Below are 12,961 nucleotides of genomic sequence, written 5' to 3'. Positions count from 1 at the left end.
GTTTTCAATGAGTAGGATGCCGGTGGACGATACTGTGCCGGCAGTCGAGCCACTTTCTGCGGCAATGACTCTGTATCCACTCGTCAGAAAAGTAGACCCGTTGTCCGTAGACAGCAGGATGCTGGGAGTGTTTGATGTCATCGTCAGATCTTCAAACAGAAGCAAAATCTCTTTGTAGGAACCGAGATCAGTGAAATCGATCGTTGAGACGTTGGTCGAATAGGTCCACGTTTCGACGAATTGCAGCCCGCTCGCCGCCAAGTCAGCCCATTCCGGTGCGGTCGCACCGCTGTTCATCGTCAAGACCTGATCGGCGGTTCCCTTGGGAAGTCTGGCGTAGGTGTCAGAACCGGTGGTATAGAGAATATCGCCAGCGGAGGTGGTCAGCCCTGCAATGGATTGCAGCCCCGGATCATAAGCCTGCACGTCCGTGTCGATGGCAAGGCCAAGGGAGGTTCGTGCGGTTGCGCCGCTCTCGGCCACCCATGTCGTCCCGTTGCCGACGATGATATTGCCGTCGGTCTTGGCCAGCCCGGCAATTGCTGCAAGCCCGGCATCATAAGCCTGAACGTCGGTGTCAATCACAAGACCGACCGTCGTTCTGAAAGCAGCCGCATTGGCATCATCGAGGATCGAAGCGGCAAAGGCGGTAATCGTCACGTCCTGATCAGGCAGGGTCAGCGTGTTGGTGGTCGACGTGGTGAATGACGAGATGTCGAAGTCGAGTTTCTTGGTGGTGTCCGATCCATCCAGAATGCGGAAGGTGTCGGATGCAAACTCCGCTACGGCGCTGCTGACCGCCACGATATTGGTGCCGTCGGAATAAAGGATGGCCTTTTCGCCCTGCGTGACGGCAACGCCTGATCCGCTCGTGGGCTTGACCGTGACGGAATAGGAACCGGTGGTCCCGTTGGTGACGAACCAGAACCCCTTGCGGTCATTGGTCAGCACCGCGACATTGGCGGTCAGAGTGCCTGTCAGGTTGAGATGCAGCGCCCGTTCCTCGGCTGCGGTCAGGGTGACATCGGTTCCCGCCAGCGTGATCGAGGCTTCTTCCCCGACAGCATCTTCGAGAAACTGGAAATTGGAATTGGCGAGCGCGCCCCAATTGGCAAAGCCGTGCACGCCGCTTTCGCCCTGCGCGGGGAGCGACAGGAGCAGGATATCGGAATAGGTGGCCATTTAAGGATGCCCTTCCCAATTGAAGTCGAGTTCCATCCCCCGCATGCCCAGGTCGCTCTCGGCCTTGATCTGCGAGATCAGTTCCATGGCCTGCACCTGCTTGCGCTCCATCAGCGCCCAATCCTTGCGCGCGTCGGCGGCGAACATGGTGCAGACATTGCGAAGCAGCATCGGGTAGCGATCGGTGAGCCAGTTGGTCTCATTGGCGCCTGAGAGTGCTGTCGGCTCGGCGTAATAGACCAACTTGGCGGTGTAGGCCTGATCGGCCTCTGAGTTGAGATTGATGGTGTCGTCGTAGTCGGCCCAGCGGGTCGGGGTGCCCGACGGCAGCGAGCCGTCACTGTCAAAGCCCAACAGACCGCGAAAGCGCTGCGGATCGGTCAGGCGGATCTCGTTGATGGTGCCCGGAATGCCCAGGTGGATCGGATCGAGATAGTCGGACGGCAGGCTTGCGGTCGAGGCCCCGGATGCGATGGAGACGGAAGCCATCTCCACCATCTGGCGCACCCGGAGCCGCTGGTAGATCCACGCCTGCGCTTCCGAGAGGATGCCGGCAGAATCAATGCGGGAATAGTTGATCCAGTATTTGATGCTGCCCTGTGTCGTCTCGGCGGCGACAAGCGTGGTGTAGTCCATCAGGCGACCTCATCAGCCGAGACAACCCCGGCGGCAACAAGGCCGGCGCGGATGGTCTTGGCGCTCTTGATATCGATGTCGGGATAATCCTCCCGGACCTGTTTCTTGACCGAGAAGAACGGAGCCTTGATATCGTCCCGCGCCCATGCGGCAAGGTCGATTTCCTTGCCCGTGGAAGGGGCTTTTGCCTCAGACGGGGCATTCCCTTCGGCAGAGGCAGAACGCGCGTCTGCGCTCTCGTGTGTGGATGTGTGAGCCTCCTCGGACGGAGCCGAAGCCCCGTCCGGTTCGTCGGAGGCCGCTTCCGGGACCGCGCCATCGGAAAACAGGTAGGCTCCATCATGGGCGAAGTAGTGCCCGTTCTGGGTCCAGAAGGCGCCACGGTAGGGCGGCGTGATCTGGCCTACGTCGTTCCGGGAACGATCGAGTTGCGGCTTGGACATGGGAGTTACCCCCGCTTCGGAGTGGAAGCCCCGGCGATCGAGGACGATGCGTCGTTGGGACCGCCCTTCATCTTCGGGGTCAGGGACTTGGTGGACTTGTCGCCAAGGGACGACTTGTCGACACCGGTTGAGGTCAACATCTTGGTGCCGCGGGCACCTTTCGACGTGACGGTCTGGGGATGCTTCATGGTTCAATCCTCATCGTAGATGGAGGTGGGAAGCCGGGCCCAGCGCGCTTCGCTTTCGTCCATCAGGCTCTCGGGGAGACATGAATCGTCGAAATAGCGGTTGCGTTTGGGGCGATACCCGGCACGATCTCGGACGGTGTACCCGTCCTTCTCCGGCGAGCCCGTCTCATCGCCGATCTTGTGGATCGGACGCTCGACGTTGGGATTGCGGGAGACGTAGCGGCGCTTGTCCATCGGACTGCTCCTCATGGTGCAGGCCGGCCATCATCAGACAGCCGGCCGCGGTGCTTACCAGGCCCAATCAATGATGATCGAGACGTAGCCGATGCCAGCCGGCGTGCCGCCGGTCGGGGCCACACAGGTCACTTCCACCTGCGTATCGGCGGGAATGTCCGCGTCGATGATCGCGTCGGTGTCCGTGGAGCCATCGTCGGTCGATGCCGAGTCCGTGTCGGCAAGGGCGCCGAGATTGAACGAGGCATAGGCGTCGGCGTCAGCTGCGGTGCCGACATCGACACGTCCGGCCGTGGTGGTGGTGGTGAAGGTTTCGGTTGCGGCGACATGGATCGCTTTGAGCGTTCCAGTCTTGCCGCTCGGGCCGGTGATGGACACAACCTCGCCACCAGCACCGAAGTCGATCGCGCCGAACGAATAGATCCGGCGATCAGGATCAGCATAAGACATCGGTCTTATTCCTTTCAGTTTTCAAGGAGGGTGAAGCCCGACCGGGCCCGGTGAGACTCGCGTGTCGCGAGTCCAAGGGAAATTCCGGTCGAGTATCGTTGCTGGTGGCTTAAGCCGCCGAGTCCCACATCACGATGCGCGCGTTGGTCGCGTCGGTGTGAGCGATGCCGGCGCCGCCGAGGTAGTACCAGGCGACCGCATTGTCGCGGCCAAAGTCCTGCGGCAGCTTGGCCCGGATTTCTTCCGGGACCGCCATCGCCTCGAGCACCGTGTCGGCGCCGAAGAACAGAGCCCAGGACGACTTGGCGTTGTTCCAGGCATCATCGGTGGCGGTGTAGATGTAGTTATCCGAGGAAGAGGTCTCGGAGAACTCGGCATCGTTGGCGTGGCCCTTGGGCACCTCGTTCTGGGTGACGAACCGGATCGACTCGTAGCGGCCAATCTCACCGGCGAAGATCATGTTGATCCCCGTATCGGTGTACTGGTGGATGTCTTCGAGATCGTTCTTGAACGTGCGGAACGTGGTGGGATGGCCGATGGCTGCATAGTCATCGCCCTCAAAAGCCGGGATGTTGCGCTCCGACATGGTGTCGAAGATCGCTTTCACATGGCCCGAGCCGAGTGCCACATTGTTGGTGGTTGCAGTGGCGCCGTTGGTGGTCAGCGTCACGGCAGTGGTGGAGGTGCCGGAAGTCGGCGCCACGCGCAGCGGCGTCTGGAAGAACTGATAGGCGCACATGCGGTCGATCGACTTGCGGCAATCGTCCTTGAGCGTCTTGTCAATCACGTCCTTGACATCGTGCTCGCCCAGAAGCTCAACCTTCTGGGTGAAGGGCACCGAGTTGCCCTGCTCACCAATGACCAGCGAGCGCTGGGCGACGGTGAACGAGGTTTCCGGCATCCGCTGCGTTTCCGTGATGGGACCGCCGCGGGCTGCGAGGTTGGAATAGACGTTCCAGCGGTAGGTGTCGCCGCGGTGAAGACCGATGGCGTCGTCAGGAGCGTCACAGAAGTTGCGGAATTTGGTGCGTGACTGCAATTCCATCCGCAGGTAGGCCGAGAGGTTATCCGAATACAGATAACCGCCCGAAGCGTCCGAAGACCAGACCTGTCCGGTCATGATGGTATTCCTTCTAAGGTGAAGGGCTACCGGCCGCCGCGCCGGAAGTTTCGCGCCTGGCGAACCGCTTCAAGGCGGGTCTGCTCAAGCGTTTTCGGGTCCGGCTTGGATTGCGGGGCAATGGAAGCCCGTCGTGGCTGGGACCCCATCTGGCGCTTTTCGGCGAGCCGCTGTTCTGCGGCCCCGCTCTCACCGGATGGAGGGTTCGATGACGGGGAGATCCCAAAGGCCTTGCGGATGTTGGCCGCCGACTGGCGCAGCACGGAACCGTGATCGGGCAACTGGTGCCCCTGATCCCGCAGCAGGCGATACGAGTAGCTGATGGCCTCGTTTTCCTGCATCCCATGCTTCTGGCGAAGGCTCTCGATGGTCTCGTCCCGGACCCCCAGAGCGTGCATGTGCGCACGCATCTGCTCGAGGGATTCCTGGGCGAGTGCCTGGGTGAGCGCCTTGCTTTCGACGAACTCCGAATGGTCTTTGGAGAACTCCTCGAGGACTTGGCGGGTCTCGTTCTGCCGGCGCTCGTTCTCGGCATTCATCCGTGTGGTGGCGGAGATGCGCTCGTCGATGTTGCCGATCTTGGACTCGATGCGCTGGGCGATCTGGTCCCCGAACTTCATGAGAGCCGCTTTGGCCTCGGAGGTATCACCGACCTGAATGCGATCGATGATGTCATCCAACTCGTCATCGCCCGGTGTGGTAGCCTTTGACGATGTGTCGTTGGGGTCAGCATCCCTGCCCTGGCCGGCGCTCTGGTTGGCGTCTCCGGCCTGGTTCAGGGTTGCCAATTTCTGTTCGAGCTGGTCACGATAGGCCTTGGCCTGTTCGAGGATGTTGCCTGCTGCAAGCGCCTGCTGCGCGAGCTTGACAACCTGCTCTTCGTCCATCTCGACTTCGTGTTTGTTGACCTTGAGTTTGCGCCGCCGGGTTTCGGCCGGCGCCTCGACCTGTGCCTCGGCGCGCTGGTCGGACGCGGTGTCCTCTCCCGATGCGCCCTCATTACCCTCTGGTTCGCCCTCAGCAGAGCGCTGACGCGCTTCGTCGCGGTCGTAGCCGGTTTCCACCTTGGGGCCGAATACGCGCCTCTCCTCCTCCGGTGAGGCAAAAGCGCGGAAACTGTCGTTCTTCTCGCGGGCGGCCCTGGCGCGCTCATAGACGCTGGAACGCTTCATGTCGGGCTTGACCTGCGGTGTGCGGCTTTCGGCCGGCGCTTCCGCCTCGGTCTTGGCCTCTGTCTTGGTCTCGACCGCCTCGTTGCCTTCGGACACAGGGGCGCGTTCTTCCGCCGGGGCATCCCCGGCCGGGATATCGTTCTCGATTGTCATGGGTTCAGTCCTCGTTTGCCTCTGTACGGATCAGCTTTTCCAGTGCCGCCCGGCTTTCTGCCTCGAGATCGTCCTGCGAACTCTTGCCGTTCTCGACAATCTCGCGAATCCATTCCGCCAGTTTGCCGAAGCGGACCACCCGCCATTGCAGGTCCCGGATCGTCTTGGCGTCATCGGGATCGGCGACGGCCAGCGCCAGCATCCCGGAAATCGCCTCCCGGCGGCCCTCATCGAGCAGCACACGAATGGCCGCCCCTTCAGCCATGCCGTCAAGCAGGGCGTAGAACTCGGACAGTTTCAGCGCGCGGTCGAACTCCTCGGAGGCCATGTCCCCGGCAAATTCCAGGTCCGTGGCCTCCTCGAGCCGGTCTTCAACTTCAGACATGTTGTGCCTCTGGTGTCAGGTCAGCGCTCGCCGCCCTGTGGTTTGAGCAGGCTGACAAGGTGATTGAGCAGGGTTTCATTGCGCGATTGCGCCTGTGCCTGCTGCTGCATCTGGTGCTGCTGGGCTTCGGCCTGCATCTGCAAGCGCAGTTCGATGGCATCGAGCCGCTTCTGATGCTCGAACCGCTCCTGTTCCAGCGCCAGCCGGTCGCGCTCAAGACCGGCCTCCAGCACGGCGATGGATTGATCCTTCTCGGCCCGCCCGCGCTCGATCTGCATCTTGGTCTGGCTGTCGAGCTTCTTCTCCTCAAGCCGCTGCTTGCCCTTGAGCATTTCTTTCTGCACCTCGGGCGGCGGCGGTTCCTTCTGGTCCTCGGGCTTCTTGGTGAAGAACCGATCGGCATCCTTGTAACCGACCAGCCCAAATATCTCCTGGGCGACGGCAGCGCCCTTGAGTTCGTACCCTTCCTTTTCGATCATCGGCAGGAACTGGCCGGTGAGCTTCATCGCCGTGGCGAACTTTTCCAGCTTCTGCCGGCTGTCGGAAGCGCCCTGGCCGACATCCACCCGCACCCGCAAATCAGCATTGCGCATGGCGTCGATGGCACTGTCGATCGACACCTTCGGCCCCGGGTTCTTGTCCTTCAGCCCCTCCTGGCCGGGAATGTCCGGCAGGGCAATCAAGCCGGTGCGCTCGCCGACAATGGAGAGAATGCGCGCGTCGCTCTCATGATAGGCGATGCAGTTGACCAGTTGCCGGATGGTCGGCTCCACCCATGTCTCCACCCACACCCGCAGATCGAACTCAGTGACCGAGTTGGACGAGGCGGAGATCATCTGCATGCCGCCGACCGTCTCGTTCATCTGCCGGTTGGTCTGCACAGAGCCGGCGGAGAACACACCCGCCAGTTCGTCAAAATCCACATTCAGGTTGTTCATGGCATTCTGGATCATGCCGGCGGGACTTGGCGCCCGGTCGAAGGTCACATCGTCGGCTTCCTGCACCATGATGTGCGCATCGGGGCCACGGTTCTGCACCTGCTTGAGATCGACGCCACGACCGCGAATGACCTTGGTGATCGGAGAGATCGACATCTTCAACCCGTCAAGGCTGAGGTTGCCCAGATCGTTCATCTCCTGCTGGATGGGCTGCCATGTCTCGACCGGCGCCGCAGGCATGACGCGATGGGATTCCACCTCGCCAACACCAGAGGTATAGGGCCGATCGCCCTTCTGCTCGGGATAGGCATCCTCGACCGGGATGGGGTCGGAGAGCATGATCTGCTCGCCGAGCATCCACCAATGCCAGTCAATCCCTGCAAAGCGATAAAAACACTCGTAGAGCCAGAGCACCTGCCCGTTCTCGTCCGCATGCCGGGATTCGTAGCGGTCGGTGCCTTCTTCGCGAGCCCGGCGGATGGCGTCGGCCTGCTTGGATGGCTCGTTGCTGCCCTGAATTTTCGAGAGGTCGATATCCTCACGCCACGACCGGCCACCATAGCGACGGGCGGCCTTGTTGGTCTCGATCATGTGCTCGAGATCGTCGCGCCGCGTCGGGAACCCGGCAAAGAAAAACCCGCCCTCCTGCACCGGATCGCGCCAATCGCCTGTCGGGTCGATGAAGGCGTGTTCCGGCGGGATCAGCGTGCATTGCGGGCGATCGCGCAGGATCTTCGTTCCGACGGTCTCGACCACCTCCATGACCGGCTGGTCTTTTTCATCGAGTACCGGAAGCCCAGTGGCATCGATCACGGGCTGCTCGGTAAGCTCGATCTCGTCGCGCTCTTCGAACTCCCAGAACTGCTTGGAGACGCAGCGGCCGGCCAATTGCGTGTCCTGCCTGGCGCCAATCACCGTGAGGAACCACTGCGGGCCGTCCTGCTTGTTCACCCGGTCCAGACGATAGTTCAGATCCTCGTGGATGATGCGGGCCACCATCGACTGCAAGGGATCGCTCTCGCGGGTCGGGGTGACGTTGACCACCTGCTCGGTTGAAAACATCGCCGCTGCCGATGTCGCAAGATTCTTGCGCACGGCCATGCGGGTCTTGGGGCGGAACAGCTTGGAGCGATGCCGGTACTTGAAGCTCTCGTACTTGGAATTGGCAATGTGCTTGTTGTTGAACGCCCGGTAGTTGCGCGACCACGCCTTTTGCAACTTCTCGGTCTGATAGTCGGTCGCCACTTTCAGCGACTCCCGAAACATGCTCATCCAATCCTTATCGGAGAGGGTGAGCCCTTCGGTTTCCTCCTCGCCCTCGGTCGGCTCGACGGTCTGGCCCTCGAAGCCGTCCTCGCCCGGTGCTGAGCGATCCGGATCGTTACTGGAGAAGTGGGGCAAGATGGCCTCTCCCGGAGATTGGGGCTTTGATCATGGCGCTCTGCCAGTCGTCGACATTGAAGGCGCCGCGCCGGATAGAGTAGCGCTCGAGGATTTCACCGGCCCCACGCAACACGGTGCGCTTGCCGCCCGGATCGTTCAAGACATCCGAGAGTTGGCAGCAGTACCAGCGGTTGGTCGGCATCAGCCCGCGCAGCTGGATCTTGATCAGCCCGCCGGTCTTCGACATCACGACTTCGCAGTACCAGGGATGGCCGGGATAGTGGCGGTCGAGCAGTTCGCCGGTCCATTTGGCGGTCGCCATCTTGGCATGGGCGAAGGGATCTTCATCATGATCATCGCCGAGGCCGGGATGCTCGTAGCGGGTGGAGAGGTTGAACATGGGCCTCACTCGTCGGGATAGGCGGTGTTGCGGGTGTTCGGGTTGCCCCTGAACTCACGGCCGTTGGAGAACTCGAACAGCTTCTCGTCCTTGCGCTTGGCGTGAAACTCGGGGTCGGCCTGCAAGATGACCTCCCACCATGAGAACGTGCGCGTTTGAACGGTGGCCATGGTTCACTCTCCCAGCATCAGTTCGGACAGACGGATCTTGACGATCTCCAAGAGCGCGATGATCTCCGAGCCAGAAAGGTTCGCGGCGATCCAGCCGGTGTCATAGGAGTCGGGGCAACGCTCTGTGTTGAGCGACAGGACCAGCATCTTGTTGCACTTGATGTCCTCACTTTCGATGCCTTCGAGGGCAAAGCGCAGGGCATCCGCCGGGGTCATGTGCGAGTTGTCATTGTCGCGCAGGGCGCGGGCGGCGTTGAGCGATGTGACCATTACGCATCCTCCTCGGTGCTACTAATGGTGACGCGCACGCCCTTGATGTCCGGCCGGTCCATTTCATCGTAGCCTAGCCTGACCGACCACCGGGCCTCGTGATTGCACCCCAGCATCTCCGGCATCTCCTTGCGCACCAGCTGCTGGGCGGCGAGCGAGAGCACGCGGTCCATCGTCAGGTTGAATTCGCGTTTCATGTGCGCCTCCTGTTTGACCTCAGGCATCCTCCGGCACCGGCTCGTCCAGTGTCGGGTCTTCCAGTTCCACTTTCGATGGTGCGATGGCGTCCATGTCGTAAATCCGGCTCGTCGCATCCACGAGGTCGTCGTGGGTGGCGAACGGGAAGAACAGCATCTCGTTGATCAGTTCGACCGTGAGATCGTAGACCTCGCCCTTCTCGTTGAGCCTCTTGAGCGGCTTGGCGGCGAGATAGCCCTGCCCCCGCTCCTTCAAGCGCTTTTCCAGCGCTGTGGCGTCTCTCTGCGGCGTGTAGACCATGTTCCCGGCCTCAAGGTCCGGCTTCCATGAGCACGTCCCCTCGCCCGGCACATGCACCAACGACGGCAGGAGCAGCGAGCCATACTGGACATCGGGTTGCAGCCGCTCGACGCGATGCTGTTTCGATGCCCCGCCCTCACGCGGCCAGGCCAGTTCCTCGATCTTGAGCCAGTAGCTCTCGGCCCGCATGCGCTCGTCGAAATACTCGTCATCCGACTGCTGCCCATAGCGCTCATAACCGACCTTGACGATCGCAACGCCCGGCATGTCGGTCCATTTGCGATGCAGGTGCTTGAGCGCGTCCCATCTCTGGGAGAGGGTCATCCGATGGCAGAACCCGTCGACCAGGTAGCGATTGTTATTGGCGTCGACGGCCAGCACAGCCATTGCCGTGCGGTCGGACGTGGCGTTCCTCCCTCGGGATGGGTCGGCCATGATGTAGACATTGACGAAGGCCGGCCGGACCTCCCACGCTTTGAGCCATGCCGCTTCAAAAGTGCGCTCGTTGCCCGATAGAGGATTCTGGAGCATCTGCGCTGCGAGGGTCGAGCGCTGGGTCCGCTTTTTCTTCTCCCAGACCTCCTCAGACAGGAACACCGGATTGCCGTCGATCTTGCCATTGTCGGTCGCCGGGTAGAGCCGCGGCGTGAGGATGTCCCGACCGAGAATGTCGCCGTAGGTATCGCCGAACGAATACCGCGTGCCGATCATCCAGAACCGGCCGGCCCCGGCGCCAAGGTTGTCCGACAACTCCCATGCCTCGGTGGTCTTCTTGACCTGCTCGGGTGTGGAGACCGATTCCCGCGTCACCACGTCATCGTAAATGCGCAGCAGAAAGTGCCTCGAGGTGGGCTGGCCATCGACCAGACCCCACGCTTCAGCCGTCGCTTCCTTCGGGTTGGTCTGGCGTCTGACCGTGAACTGCGTTGCAGACCATACCGGGGCTTCTGATGTCGGCTTGATCCAGCACACATCGGGATAGAGCCGCTGCATCAGCGGTTTTTCGAACTCCCGGCGGATCTGTGAGACAAACCCCTGTGCGATGATCTTGGTATGCGAGAACACACCGATGGTGATCTCGGGATCGTTCAATATCTCCTGAATTGCGCCGGCATAGGTGATCGCGGTCGACTTGTAGTGCTCTCGAGCCCACAGATCGAGGCGATAATCAGGCTCAAGCTCCACCTCGCGAAAGCGGTCATAGAGCCATTCGTGCAGACCGTCGTGACGCCCCAGGATGTGTGTAAAAAGAAAATACCGGTCGACGCATCCCAGATAGGCCCGATCCGCCTCCGACAGGTGCGGCCCGACCGTGGTGTAGAATTCGAGCGCACCTTCATAGTCGAGCGCGTGCAGGCCGTCGTCTTCCACAAACGCCACAAGGTCCGGTGACGCGGCGGCCTTATAGCGCTCTCCACGATAGCGTGACAGCATTCATTTGCGCCTCATTTCAACCTGCAATTGGTAAAACCCCGCATTTGAGAGCATTTTCAGCCCTACGGTCGGTCAATTCTCAACCGCTGGTGGGTCAGCGGAGGGCGCGTCTGTCCGGATATTGGATGCCTGCGTCCAATTGGATGTGCAAGTTTGCGTCAGCGAGCTTATGATCAGGTAGACCTCTGAATTGCACTCACCGCACAGATCCTCCCAATGGATCAGGCGTTCGTTTTTTGCCCAAGCTTGGACGGTGCAGCGCTCGTGGAAGCAAGCGAAGGGTCCTTCAAGCTTCTTGCCGCAGCGATCGCATGTGTATGTCGTGTGCTGGTGTTTCATCATTACCTCCTAGTTCATCGACCTGCGCATCTGCCTGATCGCCGAGGCCAGAGCGGTCGCCGTAGCGTCCGGCGGCGGCGCTGATGGGCCATCCCCCTCCGAACCCTCGGAATCGCCGTCTGGGCTCTGCTGTGTGAGTTTCTGACCGCAAACATGCTCATGGGTCAGGGTCGGGGAATCGTGGTAGCCGAAGCACTGCGCCATGAACTTCTGCCCCTCGAGCGCGACTTTCAGATCCCCAGCCTTGAGCGCCATGTCGATGGTCTGCTGGATGCGCTTGAACTGCTCCTTGGCGTCGAACGACACCTCCTCGACCGTCTTCTTGGCAGCTGCGGAGATGAGTTCGGCCACGCGGGCCTTGACCTTGACATTCCCTGAAAGACGGGAGGCGGCGCCGTAGTCCGGTTTGTAGCCAGCCATCTTGTAGGCATCGGTGGCAGATTTGCCCTTGGCAAGAGCCTGCGCGAATGCCTCGTGGCGTTGATTGGAGAGGGTCGGCATCAGCTGCGGTCCTTGAGTTCCTCGCGCCGCTCGGCCAGCCATGCGTCAAAGGCCTCGGCCTTATCGCGCCAGTTGACCATTCGGCGTTCGACCTCAGCCTCCAGGTCGTCCTCGGGCCAGCCGATGGCGGTCAGGACGTGACGGGTACTGTGGCGCCAGAGTATCTCGCCGACATCCTCCTCGGTGAGGTTCACTGGCTCTGTGAACGGCACAGTGTTTTCGTAGGGGTCTATTTTCGGCATCAGCGCACCGCCTTCTTGATCAGCTTGAGTGTGACCGGGTGGAACAGTTCCTCGTACGGCATCACTCCGGCGATGAGAGAAGGCCAGGAACAGCGGAGATACTGATCCTCGAAATCAACCACCAGCATTTCCGGGGCGCCTCCCTCGACGGAGACCCGCACCACCCTGTCGCCGATGGCAAATGTGTGGGTGTTGGCCGTCATGGGGGGAACCTCCCTAAAACTGGTTGGCCGGGTATTCGGCCCCCTCGGCCTGGGCTTGGCGTTTAAGCGTAGATGATCTGGTCAGACGGCAGCCACGGCTCAGGCGCGGTCATCGCGAATTCCGCATCATCGGTGTAGGAGGTGCAATTGAGGCGCAGGGTGACGTACACGCCGCGGCCGAAATTCCACGTCTCGTTGTAATCAGCCGTAATCCCGGTCTTGATCTTGATCCAGTTGCCCGAAGGCATCTGGCGCTCAACATCGATCGATGCGGTTCCGGTGTGGCGAATGGCGATGTCGATCACGTCGCTGATGATCTCGTCCGATGTGCCGGTCGCCTCGAAGGTGTCTGTAATTTGCGACATGGACTATCCCTTTCAGTTCGCGAGAACGTTCGCCGGGGTTGTGATCGTGGCGAGATCGAAAATCTTGATGCCCGACGAGCCGACATAGCCCGCAGGCTCACCAACAGCTGACGCCTGCCAGTTCATCTCACCGAGAAGCGAGAGAATGTTCGTGCGCTCGAAGATGTCGCCTGTCTCCGGCTTGTTGGCTGTCATCAGTCCCGCCAGGGGACCGACCGCGTGCATGTTGACGTGATGACCCTCGATCATCGTCGC

19 protein-coding genes and 1 pseudogene are annotated in these 12,961 nt (G+C 61.1%); all 20 read right to left on the bottom strand.

Annotation, left to right across the window (positions count from 1 at the left end; all coding sequences use genetic code 11):
• Window positions 1–1,182 (bottom strand): annotated as a pseudogene (locus KY465_RS18405) (hypothetical protein); the annotation flags it as partial.
• Window positions 1,183–1,818: a phage adaptor protein gene (locus tag KY465_RS18400; protein WP_219203586.1), complete on the bottom strand. Its 636-nt coding sequence runs from the start codon at window positions 1,816–1,818 to the stop codon at window positions 1,183–1,185.
• On the bottom strand, window positions 1,818–2,261 hold the full coding sequence (locus KY465_RS18395; protein WP_219203585.1) for a hypothetical protein: 444 nt from the start codon (window positions 2,259–2,261) through the stop codon (window positions 1,818–1,820). Before KY465_RS18395 ends, KY465_RS18400 begins: the two co-directional genes overlap by 1 nt.
• Window positions 2,262–2,266: 5 nt before the next feature.
• Window positions 2,267–2,449: a hypothetical protein gene (locus KY465_RS18390; protein WP_219203584.1), complete on the bottom strand. Its 183-nt coding sequence runs from the start codon at window positions 2,447–2,449 to the stop codon at window positions 2,267–2,269.
• Window positions 2,450–2,452: 3 nt separating this feature from the next.
• Window positions 2,453–2,698, bottom strand: coding sequence for a hypothetical protein (locus tag KY465_RS18385; protein WP_219203583.1), 246 nt, complete (start codon window positions 2,696–2,698; stop codon window positions 2,453–2,455).
• A 39-nt stretch (window positions 2,699–2,737) separates the two neighbouring features.
• Window positions 2,738–3,133, bottom strand: a complete 396-nt coding sequence (locus KY465_RS18380; RefSeq protein WP_219203582.1) for a hypothetical protein — start codon at window positions 3,131–3,133, stop codon at window positions 2,738–2,740.
• A gap of 109 nt (window positions 3,134–3,242) precedes the next feature.
• Entirely contained in the window at window positions 3,243–4,253 is a 1,011-nt protein-coding gene (locus tag KY465_RS18375) for a major capsid protein (RefSeq protein ID WP_219203581.1), read from the bottom strand.
• Between the two features lie 26 nt (window positions 4,254–4,279).
• Complete coding sequence (locus KY465_RS18370; protein WP_219203580.1) at window positions 4,280–5,578, bottom strand: hypothetical protein; 1,299 nt, start codon at window positions 5,576–5,578, stop codon at window positions 4,280–4,282.
• Window positions 5,579–5,582: 4 nt separating this feature from the next.
• The gene (locus KY465_RS18365; RefSeq protein WP_219203579.1) at window positions 5,583–5,963 is read right to left on the bottom strand and encodes a hypothetical protein; all 381 of its coding nucleotides are present in this window, start codon (window positions 5,961–5,963) and stop codon (window positions 5,583–5,585) included.
• Between the two features lie 20 nt (window positions 5,964–5,983).
• Window positions 5,984–8,302: a portal protein gene (locus KY465_RS18360; RefSeq protein ID WP_219203578.1), complete on the bottom strand. Its 2,319-nt coding sequence runs from the start codon at window positions 8,300–8,302 to the stop codon at window positions 5,984–5,986.
• Window positions 8,283–8,684 carry a hypothetical protein gene (locus KY465_RS18355; RefSeq protein ID WP_219203577.1) on the bottom strand — a complete coding sequence of 134 codons (402 nt, stop codon included), beginning with the start codon at window positions 8,682–8,684 and terminating at the stop codon, window positions 8,283–8,285. Before KY465_RS18355 ends, KY465_RS18360 begins: the two co-directional genes overlap by 20 nt.
• A 5-nt stretch (window positions 8,685–8,689) precedes the next feature.
• Complete coding sequence (locus KY465_RS18350; RefSeq protein ID WP_219203576.1) at window positions 8,690–8,854, bottom strand: hypothetical protein; 165 nt, start codon at window positions 8,852–8,854, stop codon at window positions 8,690–8,692.
• Between the two features lie 3 nt (window positions 8,855–8,857).
• Window positions 8,858–9,124 carry a hypothetical protein gene (locus KY465_RS18345; protein WP_219203575.1) on the bottom strand — a complete coding sequence of 89 codons (267 nt, stop codon included), beginning with the start codon at window positions 9,122–9,124 and terminating at the stop codon, window positions 8,858–8,860.
• Window positions 9,124–9,321, bottom strand: coding sequence for a hypothetical protein (locus tag KY465_RS18340; RefSeq protein WP_219203574.1), 198 nt, complete (start codon window positions 9,319–9,321; stop codon window positions 9,124–9,126). Before KY465_RS18340 ends, KY465_RS18345 begins: the two co-directional genes overlap by 1 nt.
• Window positions 9,322–9,340: 19 nt before the next feature.
• Complete coding sequence (locus KY465_RS18335; protein WP_219203573.1) at window positions 9,341–11,056, bottom strand: hypothetical protein; 1,716 nt, start codon at window positions 11,054–11,056, stop codon at window positions 9,341–9,343.
• A 348-nt stretch (window positions 11,057–11,404) separates the two neighbouring features.
• Complete coding sequence (locus KY465_RS18330; RefSeq protein ID WP_219203572.1) at window positions 11,405–11,896, bottom strand: terminase small subunit; 492 nt, start codon at window positions 11,894–11,896, stop codon at window positions 11,405–11,407.
• Window positions 11,896–12,138 carry a hypothetical protein gene (locus tag KY465_RS18325; RefSeq protein WP_219203571.1) on the bottom strand — a complete coding sequence of 81 codons (243 nt, stop codon included), beginning with the start codon at window positions 12,136–12,138 and terminating at the stop codon, window positions 11,896–11,898. The genes KY465_RS18330 and KY465_RS18325 overlap by 1 nt, the downstream gene beginning before the upstream one ends.
• Complete coding sequence (locus tag KY465_RS18320; RefSeq protein ID WP_219203570.1) at window positions 12,138–12,341, bottom strand: hypothetical protein; 204 nt, start codon at window positions 12,339–12,341, stop codon at window positions 12,138–12,140. The genes KY465_RS18325 and KY465_RS18320 overlap by 1 nt, the downstream gene beginning before the upstream one ends.
• Window positions 12,342–12,403: 62 nt before the next feature.
• On the bottom strand, window positions 12,404–12,706 hold the full coding sequence (locus tag KY465_RS18315) for a hypothetical protein (RefSeq protein WP_219203569.1): 303 nt from the start codon (window positions 12,704–12,706) through the stop codon (window positions 12,404–12,406).
• 12 nt (window positions 12,707–12,718) lie between these two features.
• Window positions 12,719–12,961 (bottom strand): hypothetical protein (locus KY465_RS18310; protein WP_219203568.1); only part of this gene is annotated, 243 nt, incomplete at its 5' end.

Source organism: Neohoeflea coraliihabitans (assembly GCF_019334345.1).
Classification (GTDB): Bacteria; Pseudomonadota; Alphaproteobacteria; order Rhizobiales; family Rhizobiaceae; genus Pseudohoeflea; species Pseudohoeflea coraliihabitans.
The sequence above is the reverse complement of the archived record's forward strand: the minus strand, read 5'-3'. Positions and strand labels throughout refer to the sequence as shown.

Excerpts from the sequence above, each read along its gene's own strand:
- KY465_RS18345 (WP_219203575.1), bottom strand. The coding sequence starts at position 9,124 with ATGGTCACATCGCTCAACGCCGCCCGCGCCCTGCGCGACAATGACAAC.
- KY465_RS18385 (WP_219203583.1), bottom strand. The coding sequence starts at position 2,698 with ATGAGGAGCAGTCCGATGGACAAGCGCCGCTACGTCTCCCGCAATCCC.
- KY465_RS18370 (WP_219203580.1), bottom strand. The coding sequence starts at position 5,578 with ATGACAATCGAGAACGATATCCCGGCCGGGGATGCCCCGGCGGAAGAA.
- KY465_RS18340 (WP_219203574.1), bottom strand. The coding sequence starts at position 9,321 with ATGAAACGCGAATTCAACCTGACGATGGACCGCGTGCTCTCGCTCGCC.
- KY465_RS18330 (WP_219203572.1), bottom strand. The coding sequence starts at position 11,896 with ATGCCGACCCTCTCCAATCAACGCCACGAGGCATTCGCGCAGGCTCTT.
- KY465_RS18320 (WP_219203570.1), bottom strand. The coding sequence starts at position 12,341 with ATGACGGCCAACACCCACACATTTGCCATCGGCGACAGGGTGGTGCGG.
- KY465_RS18380 (WP_219203582.1), bottom strand. The coding sequence starts at position 3,133 with ATGTCTTATGCTGATCCTGATCGCCGGATCTATTCGTTCGGCGCGATC.
- KY465_RS18400 (WP_219203586.1), bottom strand. The coding sequence starts at position 1,818 with ATGGACTACACCACGCTTGTCGCCGCCGAGACGACACAGGGCAGCATC.
- KY465_RS18350 (WP_219203576.1), bottom strand. The coding sequence starts at position 8,854 with ATGGCCACCGTTCAAACGCGCACGTTCTCATGGTGGGAGGTCATCTTG.
- KY465_RS18365 (WP_219203579.1), bottom strand. The coding sequence starts at position 5,963 with ATGTCTGAAGTTGAAGACCGGCTCGAGGAGGCCACGGACCTGGAATTT.
- KY465_RS18390 (WP_219203584.1), bottom strand. The coding sequence starts at position 2,449 with ATGAAGCATCCCCAGACCGTCACGTCGAAAGGTGCCCGCGGCACCAAG.
- KY465_RS18325 (WP_219203571.1), bottom strand. The coding sequence starts at position 12,138 with ATGCCGAAAATAGACCCCTACGAAAACACTGTGCCGTTCACAGAGCCA.
- KY465_RS18315 (WP_219203569.1), bottom strand. The coding sequence starts at position 12,706 with ATGTCGCAAATTACAGACACCTTCGAGGCGACCGGCACATCGGACGAG.
- KY465_RS18395 (WP_219203585.1), bottom strand. The coding sequence starts at position 2,261 with ATGTCCAAGCCGCAACTCGATCGTTCCCGGAACGACGTAGGCCAGATC.
- KY465_RS18355 (WP_219203577.1), bottom strand. The coding sequence starts at position 8,684 with ATGTTCAACCTCTCCACCCGCTACGAGCATCCCGGCCTCGGCGATGAT.
- KY465_RS18375 (WP_219203581.1), bottom strand. The coding sequence starts at position 4,253 with ATGACCGGACAGGTCTGGTCTTCGGACGCTTCGGGCGGTTATCTGTAT.
- KY465_RS18335 (WP_219203573.1), bottom strand. The coding sequence starts at position 11,056 with ATGCTGTCACGCTATCGTGGAGAGCGCTATAAGGCCGCCGCGTCACCG.